The 13,813-nt window shown below is 64.6% G+C and carries 16 protein-coding genes; 14 read left to right on the forward strand and 2 right to left on the reverse strand.

The window, feature by feature from the left end; genetic code table 11:
* Positions 1 to 129: 129 nt before the first annotated feature.
* Complete coding sequence (locus IP76_RS22230) at positions 130 to 612, reverse strand: DUF695 domain-containing protein (protein ID WP_054160430.1); 483 nt, start codon at positions 610 to 612, stop codon at positions 130 to 132.
* A gap of 54 nt (positions 613 to 666) precedes the next feature.
* Here IP76_RS22230 and IP76_RS23400 point away from each other — a divergent pair, with 54 nt between their 5' ends.
* The 5 genes from IP76_RS23400 to IP76_RS22250 all read left to right on the forward strand — a co-directional run bounded on the left by IP76_RS23400 (position 667) and on the right by IP76_RS22250 (position 4,708).
* A complete protein-coding gene (locus tag IP76_RS23400; protein WP_197278404.1) occupies positions 667 to 885 on the forward strand; it encodes a hypothetical protein in 219 nt (72 codons plus the stop codon).
* 261 nt (positions 886 to 1,146) lie between these two features.
* Positions 1,147 to 1,776: a phage tail tape measure protein gene (locus tag IP76_RS22235; protein WP_054160431.1), complete on the forward strand. Its 630-nt coding sequence runs from the start codon at positions 1,147 to 1,149 to the stop codon at positions 1,774 to 1,776.
* Positions 1,777 to 2,333: 557 nt separating this feature from the next.
* Complete coding sequence (locus IP76_RS22240) at positions 2,334 to 2,966, forward strand: DUF2460 domain-containing protein (protein WP_054160432.1); 633 nt, start codon at positions 2,334 to 2,336, stop codon at positions 2,964 to 2,966.
* On the forward strand, positions 2,963 to 3,961 hold the full coding sequence (locus IP76_RS22245) for a DUF2163 domain-containing protein (protein WP_054160433.1): 999 nt from the start codon (positions 2,963 to 2,965) through the stop codon (positions 3,959 to 3,961). Before IP76_RS22240 ends, IP76_RS22245 begins: the two co-directional genes overlap by 4 nt.
* 132 nt (positions 3,962 to 4,093) lie before the next feature.
* Positions 4,094 to 4,708, forward strand: a complete 615-nt coding sequence (locus tag IP76_RS22250; protein ID WP_054160434.1) for a heparin lyase I family protein — start codon at positions 4,094 to 4,096, stop codon at positions 4,706 to 4,708.
* Between the two features lie 99 nt (positions 4,709 to 4,807).
* On the opposite strand, the gene IP76_RS22255 is transcribed toward IP76_RS22250, so the two are convergent.
* Positions 4,808 to 5,080 (reverse strand): hypothetical protein, encoded by a 273-nt coding sequence (locus IP76_RS22255; protein ID WP_054160435.1) that lies wholly within the window; start codon positions 5,078 to 5,080, stop codon positions 4,808 to 4,810.
* A 213-nt stretch (positions 5,081 to 5,293) separates the two neighbouring features.
* Between IP76_RS22255 and IP76_RS22260 the strand changes: the two genes are divergently transcribed.
* The 9 genes from IP76_RS22260 to IP76_RS22300 all read left to right on the forward strand — a co-directional run bounded on the left by IP76_RS22260 (position 5,294) and on the right by IP76_RS22300 (position 13,770).
* Positions 5,294 to 5,773, forward strand: a complete 480-nt coding sequence (locus tag IP76_RS22260) for an NlpC/P60 family protein (protein WP_054160507.1) — start codon at positions 5,294 to 5,296, stop codon at positions 5,771 to 5,773.
* The gene (locus IP76_RS22265) at positions 5,773 to 9,549 is read left to right on the forward strand and encodes a glycoside hydrolase TIM-barrel-like domain-containing protein (protein WP_054160436.1); all 3,777 of its coding nucleotides are present in this window, start codon (positions 5,773 to 5,775) and stop codon (positions 9,547 to 9,549) included. The genes IP76_RS22260 and IP76_RS22265 overlap by 1 nt, the downstream gene beginning before the upstream one ends.
* 83 nt (positions 9,550 to 9,632) lie before the next feature.
* Positions 9,633 to 9,842 carry a hypothetical protein gene (locus tag IP76_RS22270; protein WP_054160437.1) on the forward strand — a complete coding sequence of 70 codons (210 nt, stop codon included), beginning with the start codon at positions 9,633 to 9,635 and terminating at the stop codon, positions 9,840 to 9,842.
* A gap of 54 nt (positions 9,843 to 9,896) precedes the next feature.
* Complete coding sequence (locus tag IP76_RS22275) at positions 9,897 to 10,229, forward strand: type II toxin-antitoxin system PrlF family antitoxin (protein WP_054160438.1); 333 nt, start codon at positions 9,897 to 9,899, stop codon at positions 10,227 to 10,229.
* 4 nt (positions 10,230 to 10,233) lie between these two features.
* Complete coding sequence (locus IP76_RS22280; protein WP_054160439.1) at positions 10,234 to 10,734, forward strand: type II toxin-antitoxin system YhaV family toxin; 501 nt, start codon at positions 10,234 to 10,236, stop codon at positions 10,732 to 10,734.
* Between the two features lie 142 nt (positions 10,735 to 10,876).
* Positions 10,877 to 11,146, forward strand: coding sequence for a hypothetical protein (locus IP76_RS22285; RefSeq protein ID WP_156318695.1), 270 nt, complete (start codon positions 10,877 to 10,879; stop codon positions 11,144 to 11,146).
* Positions 11,147 to 11,189: 43 nt separating this feature from the next.
* Positions 11,190 to 11,855 carry a response regulator transcription factor gene (locus tag IP76_RS22290; RefSeq protein ID WP_054160440.1) on the forward strand — a complete coding sequence of 222 codons (666 nt, stop codon included), beginning with the start codon at positions 11,190 to 11,192 and terminating at the stop codon, positions 11,853 to 11,855.
* Positions 11,852 to 13,246 carry an ATP-binding protein gene (locus IP76_RS22295; protein WP_054160441.1) on the forward strand — a complete coding sequence of 465 codons (1,395 nt, stop codon included), beginning with the start codon at positions 11,852 to 11,854 and terminating at the stop codon, positions 13,244 to 13,246. The genes IP76_RS22290 and IP76_RS22295 overlap by 4 nt, the downstream gene beginning before the upstream one ends.
* A 122-nt stretch (positions 13,247 to 13,368) precedes the next feature.
* The gene (locus IP76_RS22300) at positions 13,369 to 13,770 is read left to right on the forward strand and encodes a hypothetical protein (protein ID WP_054160442.1); all 402 of its coding nucleotides are present in this window, start codon (positions 13,369 to 13,371) and stop codon (positions 13,768 to 13,770) included.
* The last annotated feature ends 43 nt before the right edge of the window (positions 13,771 to 13,813 follow it).

Below are 13,813 nucleotides of genomic sequence, written 5' to 3' on the forward strand. Positions count from 1 at the left end.
CGCCTTCAATTCGGTCGCAGAGGTCGTCATCGCTCATGTTCGAGAGCGGACATTGCTCCGTGGCGGCGCACGTCGCCTCTGCGCCAACAGCAGACATCAGGCTTCAGAGCATGCGTTCTTACTTCCAGCTTACAATCCGTTCATCCCGGCTAGGAAGGCTTTGTATGAAGACCATTGTGGCTCGTAGGTGTGCGAAATATCGATGGGGTAGGCAGGGCTCATTGCGAGCTTTTGATCAAGCTCAGCTATCCAACTATCAAAATCCTTGACATACCAATGCCACTCTTTGCGGTTGTTTCCGGTAACGACGAGGACTTGGCGGCCGATCTGATTCACATCCAATGGCATAAGAGCGTCTTCCAATGCGATTTGCGCACTGTTGGCATCAGCATCTGGCATGCCATTCAAGACAGTTTCATAGCGCCAATGAATGACCACACGGTTCGGAAGATCGGTCTCGTGCACCCTGGCGGGGATAGCTTTCAGGCCCCGAATAACCAGCGCCGCTCCATCTTCCTCGCCCGTAGCCACAAAGTAAGCGTCTTCCGTCGTCGCACTCATCGGCAGAAGACGTGCCGTAATTACAGCAAAAAACTTTTTGAGGCGACGCATGCACAATTTCCGGGACGAACAAGGCAAGCTGTTTGATATATATAGAAGAAAAATATGGCAAGAACATATGACCGCTCCGGGCCAATAGCGGACATCCGCAACTCTAGCGCGCTGCCCTTTTCCTGGAAGCCGTTGATGGCGCGGGTTCCGGTTTCCCCTCATGCCGCAGGAGCCGGCCCCGTCTGGCTCGAAGCCTCCATGGATCAGCGGTGTGGCGCTCTGTCTGCGGCCTCGCCCTTCGAGGCCAGGCTGGTGCCCGGCGCCTCAGGGTGAGGGGAACGGGTGTGCCGGGTCCGTGAGGCTGCACAGGGGCCTCTCTGGAGCGGGTGACGGGCTTCGATGGAGCGGGTGACGGGTGCCAAGTGGCGGAGTGCGTCTCCGGTTGCAGGCACCGTGTCACGGGTTTTCGCCAGACGTGCCAACCGTCAAGGGCCGTCGAGTGCGCGCTCCGCAGACAAGCATCGGCGGCCTCAAAATCCTTCCTCCCTGTCTCCCTCTCGCTCCCTCCCATTCCAAAGGACAAGGACCAAAACCATGACCGATGACGACACACTCGCGCTCTCCGTCGATCTGGACGGGGCTCAGGCGCTGGCGGTGCTGGAGGATCTGGAGAGCCGGTCGGCGAGTTTCGGGCGGGCGCTGACATCGGCGCTGACGAGTGCGGCCAGTGGCGGCAAGGGGCTGGAGGATGTGCTGCGCATGGTGGGCTCAAGGCTCACCGATATTGCGCTGTCGGCCGGGCTGAAGCCGCTTGAAAATTTGCTGGGCCAGGTGGCGGGTGGGCTGGTGGGCAGCCTGGGTTCGGCCTTTGGGTCGTCTGGGGGTTCATCTGTGGGGGCGGGGCTCGGCGCGGATGTTGCCGCCTTTGCCAATGGCGGCGTGCCCGGGCGGGTGATGCCCTTTGCCGATGGCGGCGTGGTGGCAGCGCCCACCTATTTTCCCATGGCCGGCGGGACCGGGCTGATGGGCGAGGCGGGGGCGGAGGCGATCCTGCCATTGAAACGCGGCTCGGACGGCGCGCTTGGCGTGGCCGCCGATGGCGGCGGGGCGGTGACGGTGCATTTCAACGTGACGGCGACCGATGCGGCCAGTTTTGCCCGCAGCGAGGGCCAGATCTCGGCCATGCTGGCGCGCTCCGTTGCCCGCGGGCGGCGGGGGCTTTGAGGGGCTGGCCCCGACGTTTCCCCTCATCCTGAGGCGCGCTCGCGCAAGCGAGGGCCTCGAAGGATCGAGGCCTCGCGAGCAACCCTCAGCAGAGAAATCCACCCGCCCTCGTCCTTCGAGGGTCACTTGCGCTCCCGCCTCAGGATGAGGGCTAACCGTTGTGCCGCTCCCGCCTCGATGGTGAGGGCTAAGCGTTGTGGCTCCTGCCTCAAAGGTGAGGGCTGGCCGTTCCGCCAATCACGTTTCCCCTCATCCTGAGGCCGCGCTCGCGCAAGCGAGGGCCTCGAAGGATCGTGGCCTCGCGAGCAACCCTCAGCAGAGACATCCACCCGCCCTCGTCCTTCGAGGGTCGCTTGCGCTCCCGCCTGAGGGTGAGGGCTAACCGTTGTGCCGCTCCCACCTCAGGGTGAGGGCTGGCCGTTGCGCCAATCACGTTTCCCCTCGTCCTGAGGCGCGCTCGCGCAAGCGAGGGCCTCGAAGGACCGAGGCCTGCGGCTACACCTGCCACGGCTGACGATTTTTCACGCGGCACACACACACAGCAAACGGAGGCCGGGATGGCTTTTCATGAGATACGGTTTCCGCTGCGGCTGTCGCTGACGACACGGGGTGGGCCGGAGCGGTTGACGGATGTGGTGTCGTTGACCAATGGGCGGGAGGCGCGCAATCGGCGGTTTCGGTTTTCAAGGCGTCGCTATGATGTCGGCTCGGCGCTGCGCTCGGTCGCCGATCTCTATGCGGTCCTGGAGTTCTTCGAGGCGCGGGGCGGGCGGCTGCATGGGTTTCGCTTTCGCGATCCGGTGGATTTTTCCTCGGCGAGACCGGGTGAAGCCGTGGGGCCGCTCGACCAGATTTTGGGCGTGGGCGATGGCGACACCAGGCGGTTTGCGCTTGTCAAAGCCTATGGCGATCACGCCGCGATCGAGCGGCGGCCGGTGCAAAAGCCGGTGGTGGGCAGTGTGCGGGTTGCGGTCGACGGGGTGGAGCAGCTCGCGGGATTTGCCGTTGATGCGGCGACCGGCATGGTGACTTTCGAGAATGGCCATGTGCCGAACGAAGGGGCGGAGATCCGCGCCGGCTTTGACTTCGACGTGCCCGTGCGCTTCGACACCGAGCGGATCGAGATCGATCTCGAAGCCTTCCGGGCAGGGCGCATTCCCTCCATTCCGCTGATCGAGGTGCTGCCATGAGACGGTTTTCACAGGCGCTGGCGGCGCATATCGCAAGCGGTGAAACGACGCTCTGCCGGGCCTGGCGGGTGACGCGGAGAGATGGCGCGGTGCTGGGGTTTACCGAGCATGACGCGGCGCTGGAATTTGCCGGCACGCGTTTTGCGCCGGCAAGCGGTTTTGCCGCCACCGAGGCGCGCGCGATGAGCGGGCTGGCGGCGACCGGTGCCGAGATCCAAGGCGGGTTTTCAAGCGAGGCGATCACCGAGGTGGATCTTGCAGCGGGACGCTATGACGGGGCAAGGGTCGAGGTCTTCCTGGTCAACTGGCAGGCGCCCGAGGCGGCACATGCGCGGCTTTCGGTGGAAGAGATCGGCGAGGTGACGAGGGCGGGCCCCGGCTTTTCGGCGGAACTCAGAAGCGTCGCGCATCGGCTGCAGCAGCCGGCAGGACGGATCTACAATCGCCGCTGCGATGCCGATCTGGGCGATGGGCGTTGCGGGGTGAACATGGCGGCCGGTGTGCGGCGGATGGCGGGTCTGGTGGGTAGCGTCAAGGCCGCCGACCGGCTGGTGATATCAGGCTTGCCGGCGCTTGATGCGGATCTGGCGGCGGGGCATTTTCGCCTCGGCCATTGCCGGTTCGATGGCGGTGTGCTGGCCGGGCAGCGGCTGGCAATCGAGGACAGCGGCGCGACGGTGCCGGCATCGCCAGAGGTCGAGGGGGCAGCCCCCGTAGAGGCCGAGGGGGCGGCAGGGGCAGAGGCAGAGGCCGCGTTTGCGGCCGCGGCCGGGGGCACGGTGGAACTCCGGCTCTGGCTGCCGATGGAGGCGGCCCCTGCGCCGGGCGATCCGGTGGTGCTGACGGTTGGCTGCGACAAGAGCTTTGCCACCTGTCGAACACGCTTCGGCAACGCGCTGAATTTTCGAGGATTTCCCCATATGCCGGGCAGTGACTTTGCCTATTCCTATGTGAGTGGCGACAGCACGCATGACGGCAGCGTGCTGTTCGAGTGACCTTTTCGGTCGGATACACTCGATGGTACGCACTCCCAAACGGCGCAGACAGGACCTCCGCCGCTCGTCCGGCATCACAATGGGCCGGGCGCCTCCCAAGCAAGATGTCCTATTTTATAAAAGGTATTTTACATGAAGATTATTTGCCCTGATGGAAACGGCTATTCCTATTATGTGCAGGCGGCTGACGAGACGCGTTATAGCCGCGTCAACGGCGTCGAGACGTTTCAGGTGCGCTCCGGCGACTACTGGAATGGTGCCGATGGCAGCGATGCGCTGAACTATCGCGAGCGCTGCGAGGCGCGGGCGACGACGGAAGACGACATCGGCTCGACCCATGTCTATGCCTTCCAGCTGAAGATCCCGTCCAACTATCCGGAATTCAGCCCCAAACAGACGCTCGGCCAGTGGCACAACGGGGCCTATGACAGCGTCTTCAACCGCTATGAGGAAGGCGAATTCACCATTTGCCTCAACAATCACGACACTGACAGCTTTGTCGAGTTTCCGGTGACGGTGAACAAGGGCAGCTGGAACGCCTTCGTCTACACCTTCGTCTGGCACGAGACGGCGGGCGCAATGACCGTGCGGTTGAACGGCGCGACGGTGATCAAAGAGACGGGGCTTGCCCTGGTGCCGGCTGCGGCGACCTCGGTCTATTTCAAATACGGCATCTATCGCAACATGACCGAAGGTCTGGTCGGGCCTGACCAGCAGGTGAGCTATTGCAAGGTCAGCCGGAGCTGAGGCGGGCAAGGCTCAAGACGGTTGCGGGGTTTTCGGCAGAAAGCCCCGCGATCTGCAGCGGTTGATCGGGTGCTCTTGATCGGGCGGGAGAGGCTGTTGTCAGCGCCCGAAATTCGGGTTGTCGCGGTTAAGCTCGGCCTCACGCAGGATGACCAGGCGGCGCAGGTGGTCTTCGACCTCGAGCAGCAGCGCAAACAGGCCGCAGATGATGGCGGCAAGCACGGTGCCGGCGCCGAGACCGGCAATGCCGAGCAGGATATTGGCGCCCTCGGCCGGTTTCATGAACAGGCCGAAGGCGGTGCAACCGCCGATGATGGCGAGCGCCAGCAAGGTGTTGATCAAGTCGAGTGCGCTGATGAGTGTCCGGTTCATGCCACCATCCTTTTCGAGTGGGTGCAATGAAGCAGGCGGTTCAGCGCTTGTAAAGCTGGGGCTTTTGGGGTGGTGCGGGCCGCGTATGTCTCCCTTGGAGCACGCGCTCCACGGACCCTCATCCGGCCCTTCAGGCCACCTTCTCCCCGATGGGGAGAAGAGTAGGCTGCGGCTTGTGGCTTGGTCTTGTTTCGATCCGCCGGGAGTTTTTCCATGACCATCCAGGATGAGATCCTGGCCCTTGCAGAGGGCTGGATCGGCACGCCCTATCGGCATCAGGGCTCGGCAAGGGGTGTCGGCTGCGATTGCCTGGGGCTCGTGCGCGGGATCTGGCGGGCGCTGTATGGCACAGAAGCCGAGGTGGTGCCGGCCTATGCGCCGGATTGGGCGGAACGATCCGGCGAGGAGCGGCTGATCGGCGCCGCCGAGCGGCATTTTCAGGCGGTGGGGTCGCTGGTGGAAGCCCAGGCCGGCGATCTCGTGCTGTTTCGCTTTCGCCCCGGCATGGCGGCGAAACATGCGGGCATTCTGGCGCGGATGGAGAGGGGGGAGCATACCCCTGCCGCCTTCAGCCAAACGCCCGATGCCTTCATTCATGCTTATGAGCAATCAGCGGTGATCCGCTCGGCGCTGGTGCCGGGCTGGCGGCGGCGGATTGCGGGGATTTATCGGTTTCCCGAAAGGACGCGCTGATGGCGACCATTCTCCTGCAGGCGGCCGGTGCCGCGCTTGGTTCGGTCTTCGGGCCGGTTGGCAGCATTCTCGGCCGGGCAGCCGGGGCGCTCGCCGGCAGTGCGATCGACCGCAGCCTGCTTGGCGGCAGTTCGGTGACCGGGGCGAGACTGTCTTCGGCGCGGCTGGCCGGTGCCAGCGAAGGCACGGCGATCCCAAGGCTTTACGGCACGGCCCGGCTTGGCGGCACGCTGATCTGGGCGACGCGTTTCGAGGAGCAGGCGGTGACCGAGAGGAGCGGGTCGAAATCGACCGGCGGCACCCGGACCACGACCTATCGCTATTTCGCCAATCTGGCGCTTGGGCTCTGCGAGGGGTCGATTGCCGGCATCAGGCGGGTCTGGGCCGATGGCCGCGAACTGGACCTGAGCGAGATCGAAATGCGCGTCTATAGCGGACGAGACGGCCAGCAGGCCGATCCGCTGATTGAGGCCAAACAGGGGGCGGGCAAGGTGCCTGCCTATCGCGGGCTTGCCTATGTCGTCTTCGAGCGCCTGCCGCTCGATGATTTCGGCAATCGCATTCCGCTCCTGCAATTTGAAGTGATGTGGCCGGTGGGGGCGCTGGAGGAGAAGATCCGGGCGGTGACGATCATCCCCGGCGCCACCGAACATGGCTATGCGACGACACGGGTGTCGGACGCGCCGGCTCCGGGCGAAAAGCGCTGGCTGAACCGCAACACGCTGACGGCCGACACCGACTGGCAGGCCTCGATGGATGAGTTGCAGGCGCTCTGCCCGAATCTGGAGACCGTGGCGCTGGTTGTTGCCTGGTTCGGCACGGATCTGCGCTGCGGCGAGTGCCGGATCGTGCCGGGCGTCGAGGTTGCGGCACGAACGAGCGAGAGCCGGGCATGGCGCGTGGGCGGGTTGACCCGCGCCGAGGCGCATCTGGTCTCGCGCCATGAGGGCGGACCGGCCTATGGCGGATCGCCGAGCGATGACAGTGTGGTGGAAGCGATCCGCGACCTGAAGGCGCGGGGGCTGAAGGTGATGCTCTATCCCTTCCTGATGATGGACATTCCGCAGACCAATGCGCTGCCGGATCCCTATGGCGGAGCGGCGCAGGCGGCCTATCCCTGGCGCGGGCGCGTGACGGCCTATCCGGCCAGTGTCGACCGCACGGCGGCAGCACGGACGCAGGTGGAGACGTTTGTTGCAAGGGCGGAGGGCTATCGGCGGTTTCTGCGGCACTATGCGGAGCTTGCCAGCGAAGCGGGCGGTATTGACGGATTTCTGATCGGTTCGGAACTGCGTGGGCTGACGACACTGCGGGACGGGGACAACCGGTTTCCCTTTGTCGAGGCGCTTGTGGGCCTGGCGGGCGAAATGCGGGACCTGCTCGGAGCTTCGACGGCGATTACTTATGGGGCGGACTGGAGCGAATATTTCGGCCATCAGCCGGCCGATGGCTCGGGCGATGTCTTCTTCCATCTCGATCCGCTCTGGGCGAGCCCTGACATTACGGCGGTTGGCATCGACAATTACATGCCGCTGGCCGACTGGCGCGACGAGGATCTCGAAGCGGAAAGCCCCGATGGATTTTCGGGCGTCGACGACGCCCAAGGTTTTGCCCGGATGCTGACGGGAGGCGAGGGGCATCACTGGTTTTATGGAAGCGAGGCGGACCGGCAGGCCCGTATCCGAACGCCGATCACCGATGGCGCCCATGGCAAGCCCTGGGTCTATCGCTTCAAGGATCTGGAGGGCTGGTGGGCAAATCCGCATCACAACCGGATCGGCGGTATTGAACAGGCCGCGCCGACGGCCTGGGTGTCGGGGATGAAGCCGATCTGGTTTACCGAACTTGGCTGTGCGGCGGTCGACAAGGGGGCGAACCAGCCGAATGTCTTTGTCGACGCCAAATCGGCGGAAAGCGGGCGGCCGTATTTTTCCACCGGCAGCCGATCCGATAGCGCGCAGCGGCGGTTTCTCGAAGCCCATCTCGACCATTGGGCGGATGGCGATGCGCCGGCCGGCATGGTCGATCCTGCCCGCATCTTTCTCTGGACCTGGGATGCGCGGCCCTATCCGGCCTTTCCCGAGGATCGCGGCCAATGGTCTGACGGCGGCAACTGGCGCACGGGCCATTGGCTGAACGGACGGTTGGGCACGGCAACACTGGCCGATACGATTGCAGCGATCCTGACCGATCACGGCTTTGAGGATTTCGATGTCAGTGCCGTGGCGGGCGATCTCGGCGGCTATGTGAAGGGCGACCTGAACGCGGCGCGCGACCTGATCGAGCCGCTGATCGCGATCTTCCAGATCGACGTGGTGGAGGATGGCGGCACGCTCCGGTTCCGCCGCCGCGCCCATGCGAGCCTGCCGGCGCGGGTGATCGATGTGCTGGCGGCCACCGAGGGAGAGCCGTTGTGGAGCGAGACACGCGGCCATGACAGCGATTTTGCCTCCGAGGCGCTGATCACCTTTTACGATCCGGCCGCAGACTATGGCGAGGCAAGCGTGCGCTCACGCAAGGTGGAGGCAGCAACGCTGAGGCAGCTGGCGCGGGATCTGCCGGCGGTGATGCCCGAGGAGACGGCGCTGGCCGCGGCCGAAGGCTGGCTGCGCGACAACCGGCTGGCGCGGCGCACATTGCAACTGACGCTGTCACCACAGGAGATCGCGGTCGAGCCGGGCGATGTGCTGCGCTTCCCCGATGGGCCGCAGGGGCGGTTTCTGGTTTCCGAGATCGACGAGGGCTTTGAGCGACGCCTGACGCTGCGCGCCTTTGCCGGCAGGGCGGCGGCCCCGAGCGCAACGAACGAGCCGGGACGGCTGCCGGATACGGGCGGCTCTCAGGGCTTTGCGCCCCGCGTGATCTTTCTCGACCTGCCGCGACTGGAGGGCGGAGCCAGCACAGGAGATGCCTCGGTCGCGGCTTTCGGCCGACCCTGGCGGCGGATCGCGGTGTCGTCCTCGCCGGAGGCGGAAGGCTATCGGCTGCGGCTGACGCTCGACCGGCCGGCGACCATGGGCCAACTGGTCGAGCCTTTGGGGCCGGGGCCGAGCGGGCGTTTCGACGAAGGCAATTCGGTTGTGGTCGATCTCTTTGGCGGGGCCTTTGCCTCGGTCAGCCGGCTGGCGGTGCTTGCCGGGCAGAACCGGATTGCCGTGCGCGCAATCACGGGCGGCTGGGAGGTGATCGGTTTTCGCGATGCGGAGGAAGTCAGCCCTGGCCGATTCCGGCTGACCGGGTTGCTGCGCGGGCTGGGCGGCACGGAAGCGGCGATGCGGGCAACGGCCGCTGTCGGGGCCGATCTCGTTTTGCTCGACGATGCGGTGCGGCCGCTTGGGCTTGCCGCTGCCGAGCGCGGTGTGGCGACCAACTGGATTCTGGAACCGATCGGGCTTCTGAGCGACCGCGCCGGACCCTTTGTTCAGGCTGGCGGCTTGCAGGCCGAGACGCCGCTTGCGCCGGTGCATGCACGCGCGGTTCGCCAACTGGCCGGCGACATCACGCTCACCTTCATCCGCCGGGGCCGGATCGAGGCCGATGGCTGGACGGAGGGCGAGATCCCGCTCGACGAGAGCGAAGCGCGCTACCGGATCGAGATCCTCGATGGCGGCGTGCTGCGGCGAAGCGCCGAGGTGACGGAACCCCGGTTTCTCTATGCCGCGGCCGAAGAGACAGCCGATTTCGGCGCGCCGCAAACGGCGCTTTCCGTGCGCATCCGCCAGCTGGGTCGGCTGGTGGCCGGCGCGCCGCTCGAGGCGGTTCTGCCGGTCGAATGACCCATCACGATCACCGGCAAGCCAGATCAACAGCAAGCTAGATCAACAGGAAGCCATCTACAGCAGGAAGAAGGAGTAGGACCATGCTGGACTTTAAACCCTGGTATCAGTCGAAAACCGTCTGGGGGGCGCTGATTGCCATTGCCTCGCCCCTTCTGCGCCAGGCGGGCCTGGATCTCGGCGACGCCGATCAGGCCGAACTCGCCGACGCGCTGACGCTTCTCGCCGGCACGTTCGGCGGTCTGCTCGCCCTTTACGGCCGCGTGACGGCGACCAAGAGCGTGGGCGGGTGACTTTACAAAGTAAGGATTATTCCTTACTCTGGTGCTGATCCTGGAGGACGTCCCATGAACCAGACTTTCCGCAAGGTCAGCACCATCACCGACAAGGGGCAGACCACCGTACCGAAACCCATTCGCGAGGCGCTGGGTGTCGATTTCGGCGGCCGGATTGCCTTTTGCATCGATGAGGCCAACCGCGTCTATGTCGAGCGTGACGACGTGGAGGAGAGCGATCCCGTGATGGACAGCTTCCTCGACTTCCTGGCGAAGGATATGACAGCCCATCCGGAACGCTCAATCGCGGCTTTTCCGCCAGCACTGAAGGCAAGGATGGAGGCGCTGGTTGGACGAGAGGCGGTGGACCTCGATCAGCCGATAGAGGGAGAGGTCGACCTCTGATGCCATGCTGACGGTCAATGGCTGGATCATCCTTGCCCATCCGCTGTTTCTCGACCAGATGGAGCGGCTGACGGCGGCGGTTGAACGCCAGACGGCGAAGGCGGGGAATAGACCGCCACCGACTGCCAATGCCAAGCTTCTGGCGGCGATCCACGCCCTGATCTTCGACAGGATCCCGGCCGATCCCGCATCGTCTTTTTTCCGGCAGGGTGGCACGCTCGGCCCCGATCGCAAGCACTGGTTCAGGGCGAAATTCGGCAATGGGCGGTTTCGCCTGTTCTTTCGCTACAATTCTGCGGCGCGGATCATCATCTATGCCTGGGTCAATGACGATCAGAGCCTCAGGACCTATGGAGCCCGCACCGACGCCTATCGGGTCTTCGCCGGCATGCTGGACGATGGCAACCCACCCGATGACTGGCCCATGCTGCTGAAGGCGGCCTCTGATCCCAAGGCGCTCGAACGGCTGTCGCGATCTCAACCCGGTGAGGCCGGGCAGGCGTGAAGGTGGGTGGGTGAACCGCTTCCGCCGGGCTGTGACCGGTGACGGTTGACAGTGGCGGAAGCTTTATGAGCATTCATTTGCCATTCAGACGCTCTGCAGTACATAGTCGATAACAATCGATCCCCATGCAGAAGTGGACGCAATGGCAGCATTCATGAACATCACCGGACTGGCGCTTGCGCTCGCCGTGGCTGTCCAGCCGGTGACCAGTGGCGAGGCCTTCGCCGCGGGCGAACAGATGTTGGCGCAACGCGCCGTCGACTGCCGGGCAGCCGCGATGCGGGTGGCGGCCGAGGAGGGCGGACAGTTGCTTTCCGTACGCGAATCGGGCGGTGAATGCGTGATCGTCGTGCTCGTACAGGGCAGCGGCAATGAGCGGCCCCGCAAGGTCACCCGGCGGGTGTCGCAGTAAAACCGGCGACACCGCCGATCTCTGCCGAACCAAGGGGAACAGCATGCGCATTCTCGTCGTCGAGGACGATATCAACCTCAACCGCCAGCTCGTCGAAGCCCTGCAGGAAGCGGGCTATGTCGTCGACAAGGCCTTTGACGGCGAGGAAGGCCACTTCCTGGGCGACACGGAACCCTATGACGCCGTCATTCTCGACATCGGCCTGCCGGAGATGGACGGGATCACCGTGCTGGAGAAATGGCGTGCCGCAAGCCGGGTCATGCCCGTGCTGATCCTGACGGCCCGCGACCGCTGGTCGGACAAGGTGGCGGGCATCGATGCCGGTGCCGATGACTATGTGACCAAGCCTTTCCATGTCGAGGAAGTGCTCGCCCGCATTCGGGCGCTGATCCGCCGGGCGGCGGGGCATGCATCCTCCGAAATCGTCTGCGGCCCTGTGCGTCTCGACACCAAGAGCTCCAAGGCGAGCGTCGATGGCGTGACGCTGAAGCTGACCTCGCATGAATACCGGCTTCTCTCCTATCTCATGCACCACATGGGCGAGGTGGTCTCGCGCACCGAACTGGTCGAGCATCTCTACGACCAGGATTTCGACCGCGACAGTAACACGATCGAGGTCTTTGTCGGCCGGCTGCGCAAGAAGCTCGGCATCGACATGATCGAGACCGTGCGCGGCCTTGGCTATCGCATCCAAGCCCCGACGGCATGAAGATCCGCTCGCTCACCGCGCGCGTCCTGATCCTCGCCACCCTTTGGTCGGCGTTGGCTTTGGTGACGATTGCGGTGGCGATTTCCGCCCTCTACCGCGAGGGCGTCGAGCGCGGCTTCAACAATCTCCTGCGCGCCCAGCTCTACAATGTCGTCAATTCCGTTTCGATCGGTGACGGCGAAAGCCTGACCGGCTCGCCGGCGCTGGGCGACCTCCGGTTTTCCCAGCCCGAGACCGGCTGGTACTGGCTGGTCGAGCCGATCGGCAATTATACGGCAGCACCGCTCGCATCCGCCTCGCTTGGCGTTTCCAACCTCGCGACACCCGATGTGGCCGAGACGCCTTTCGACATCAATTATGAGCGCTTCTACGAGATGAAGGACGAGGTCGGAAACCTTATCCGCGTCGTTGAAACCGAAGTGGTGCTGGACGACCAGGGGCGGGCGGCGCGCTTTCGGGTGACCGGCAATATCGAGGTGGTGGAAGAGGAAATCGCCTTCTTCGCCAGCCGTCTGAACCTGGCGCTGGCCGTGGTCGGCATTGGCAGTCTGATCCTGAACGGTGGCGCCATCGTCTATGGACTGCGCCCCGTCGACAGGGCGCGGCGCGCCTTGGAGCGCATCCGGCGCGGCGAGGCCGAACGGCTGGAGGGCGAGTTCCCACGCGAGATCATGCCGCTTGCGACGGAAATCAACGCCCTGATCGAGAGCAACCGACGCATTGTCGAGCGCGCCCGCATGCAGGTCGGCAATCTCGCCCATTCGCTGAAGACGCCGATTGCCGTGTTGCTCAACGAGGCGCGCACGCTCGACAAGACCCATGCCGGTGTCGTGACGACACAGGCCGAGGCGATGCAGGCGCAGGTCGCGACCTATCTCAACCGCGCCCGCATTGCCGCCCAGCGCGACAGCGTGCTCGCCCGCACCGAAGCCCAGCCCGCGCTTGAGCGGCTGGTGCGCGTCATGCGCAAGCTGAATGCCGAAGTGAGCTTCGACCTGGAGGTCGCTCCTGACCTGACCTTTGCCATGGAGCAGCAGGACGTCGAGGAAGTGGTTGGCAATCTCCTGGAAAACGCTGCGCGTTTCGCCCGTTCCAAGGTCGTCACCCGGCTTTCCTCCGTGGTCCGTGAAGAAGACGCGACGGAGGGGCGCCGCCGCTGGGTGGAACTGATCATCGAGGATGACGGGCCGGGACTGGCGCCCGACCAGATCGGCGAGGCGCTGAAGCGCGGCCGCAGGCTCGACGAGAGCAAGCCGGGAACGGGGCTCGGCCTGTCGATCGTCAAGGAAATCTCGGGCGAATACCAGGGGTCTCTCGGTCTTTCCCGCAGCCCGCTCGGCGGACTTCGCGCACAGGTGATACTCCCAGCTGTGAGCAAGGAGACTGCGTGATTGATTTTCCTGTGAAATTCCATAGTTGTATGAGAACGTGTCAGAAGCGCTCGTTGTCGCGGGCTTCGGGCGAGGGCGCTTTGCGCGGTATACGAAATGTCGACGGAAACTGGGTTGATCTGATGGGTGTATCGCGCTTTGGAGTTGTCGCCGTGGCCTTGGCTGCCACTGTTGGACTGTCGGCCTGCACGACGACGCAGGGCAGCGCTGCGACGGGCTCGGCCCTGTACATATCCGCATTGCAGGGCGGCATCGTCTCGCGCACCGGCGTGAAGCTGTCGAACAGCGAGACCCAGCGTGCGCTGGAAGCCGAATACCGGGCGCTGGAAGCAGCCCCTGGCGGCCAGCCCGTGACCTGGGTTGGCGGCGAAGTGCGCGGCCAGGTGGTTGCGGCAGCACCCTATCAGGTCGGCCAGCAGAACTGCCGCCAGTTTACCCACAAGGTGATCAGCGAGGGTCGCGAACTCCAGGCACGCGGTGCGGCCTGCCGCAACAGCGACGGGACCTGGACGCCGCTGAGCTGACAAGGCTTTGACGGGTTGGATGTGCGGCTGCAGCGCGGCCACC

This window comes from Rhizobium sp. AAP43 (assembly GCF_001296045.1).
Taxonomy (GTDB): Bacteria; Pseudomonadota; Alphaproteobacteria; order Rhizobiales; family Rhizobiaceae; genus Allorhizobium.

What these genes read in the sequence shown, in the direction of transcription:
- IP76_RS22250 (WP_054160434.1), top strand. Translation starts at nt 4,094, where the DNA reads ATGAAGATTATTTGCCCTGATGGAAACGGCTATTCCTATTATGTGCAG.
- IP76_RS22275 (WP_054160438.1), top strand. Translation starts at nt 9,897, where the DNA reads ATGAACCAGACTTTCCGCAAGGTCAGCACCATCACCGACAAGGGGCAG.
- IP76_RS22300 (WP_054160442.1), top strand. Translation starts at nt 13,369, where the DNA reads ATGGGTGTATCGCGCTTTGGAGTTGTCGCCGTGGCCTTGGCTGCCACT.
- IP76_RS22295 (WP_054160441.1), top strand. Translation starts at nt 11,852, where the DNA reads ATGAAGATCCGCTCGCTCACCGCGCGCGTCCTGATCCTCGCCACCCTT.
- IP76_RS22280 (WP_054160439.1), top strand. Translation starts at nt 10,234, where the DNA reads ATGCTGACGGTCAATGGCTGGATCATCCTTGCCCATCCGCTGTTTCTC.
- IP76_RS22245 (WP_054160433.1), top strand. Translation starts at nt 2,963, where the DNA reads ATGAGACGGTTTTCACAGGCGCTGGCGGCGCATATCGCAAGCGGTGAA.
- IP76_RS22235 (WP_054160431.1), top strand. Translation starts at nt 1,147, where the DNA reads ATGACCGATGACGACACACTCGCGCTCTCCGTCGATCTGGACGGGGCT.
- IP76_RS22285 (WP_156318695.1), top strand. Translation starts at nt 10,877, where the DNA reads ATGGCAGCATTCATGAACATCACCGGACTGGCGCTTGCGCTCGCCGTG.
- IP76_RS22240 (WP_054160432.1), top strand. Translation starts at nt 2,334, where the DNA reads ATGGCTTTTCATGAGATACGGTTTCCGCTGCGGCTGTCGCTGACGACA.
- IP76_RS22270 (WP_054160437.1), top strand. Translation starts at nt 9,633, where the DNA reads ATGCTGGACTTTAAACCCTGGTATCAGTCGAAAACCGTCTGGGGGGCG.
- IP76_RS22265 (WP_054160436.1), top strand. Translation starts at nt 5,773, where the DNA reads ATGGCGACCATTCTCCTGCAGGCGGCCGGTGCCGCGCTTGGTTCGGTC.
- IP76_RS22255 (WP_054160435.1), bottom strand. Translation starts at nt 5,080, where the DNA reads ATGAACCGGACACTCATCAGCGCACTCGACTTGATCAACACCTTGCTG.
- IP76_RS22290 (WP_054160440.1), top strand. Translation starts at nt 11,190, where the DNA reads ATGCGCATTCTCGTCGTCGAGGACGATATCAACCTCAACCGCCAGCTC.
- IP76_RS23400 (WP_197278404.1), top strand. Translation starts at nt 667, where the DNA reads ATGGCAAGAACATATGACCGCTCCGGGCCAATAGCGGACATCCGCAAC.
- IP76_RS22260 (WP_054160507.1), top strand. Translation starts at nt 5,294, where the DNA reads ATGACCATCCAGGATGAGATCCTGGCCCTTGCAGAGGGCTGGATCGGC.
- IP76_RS22230 (WP_054160430.1), bottom strand. Translation starts at nt 612, where the DNA reads ATGCGTCGCCTCAAAAAGTTTTTTGCTGTAATTACGGCACGTCTTCTG.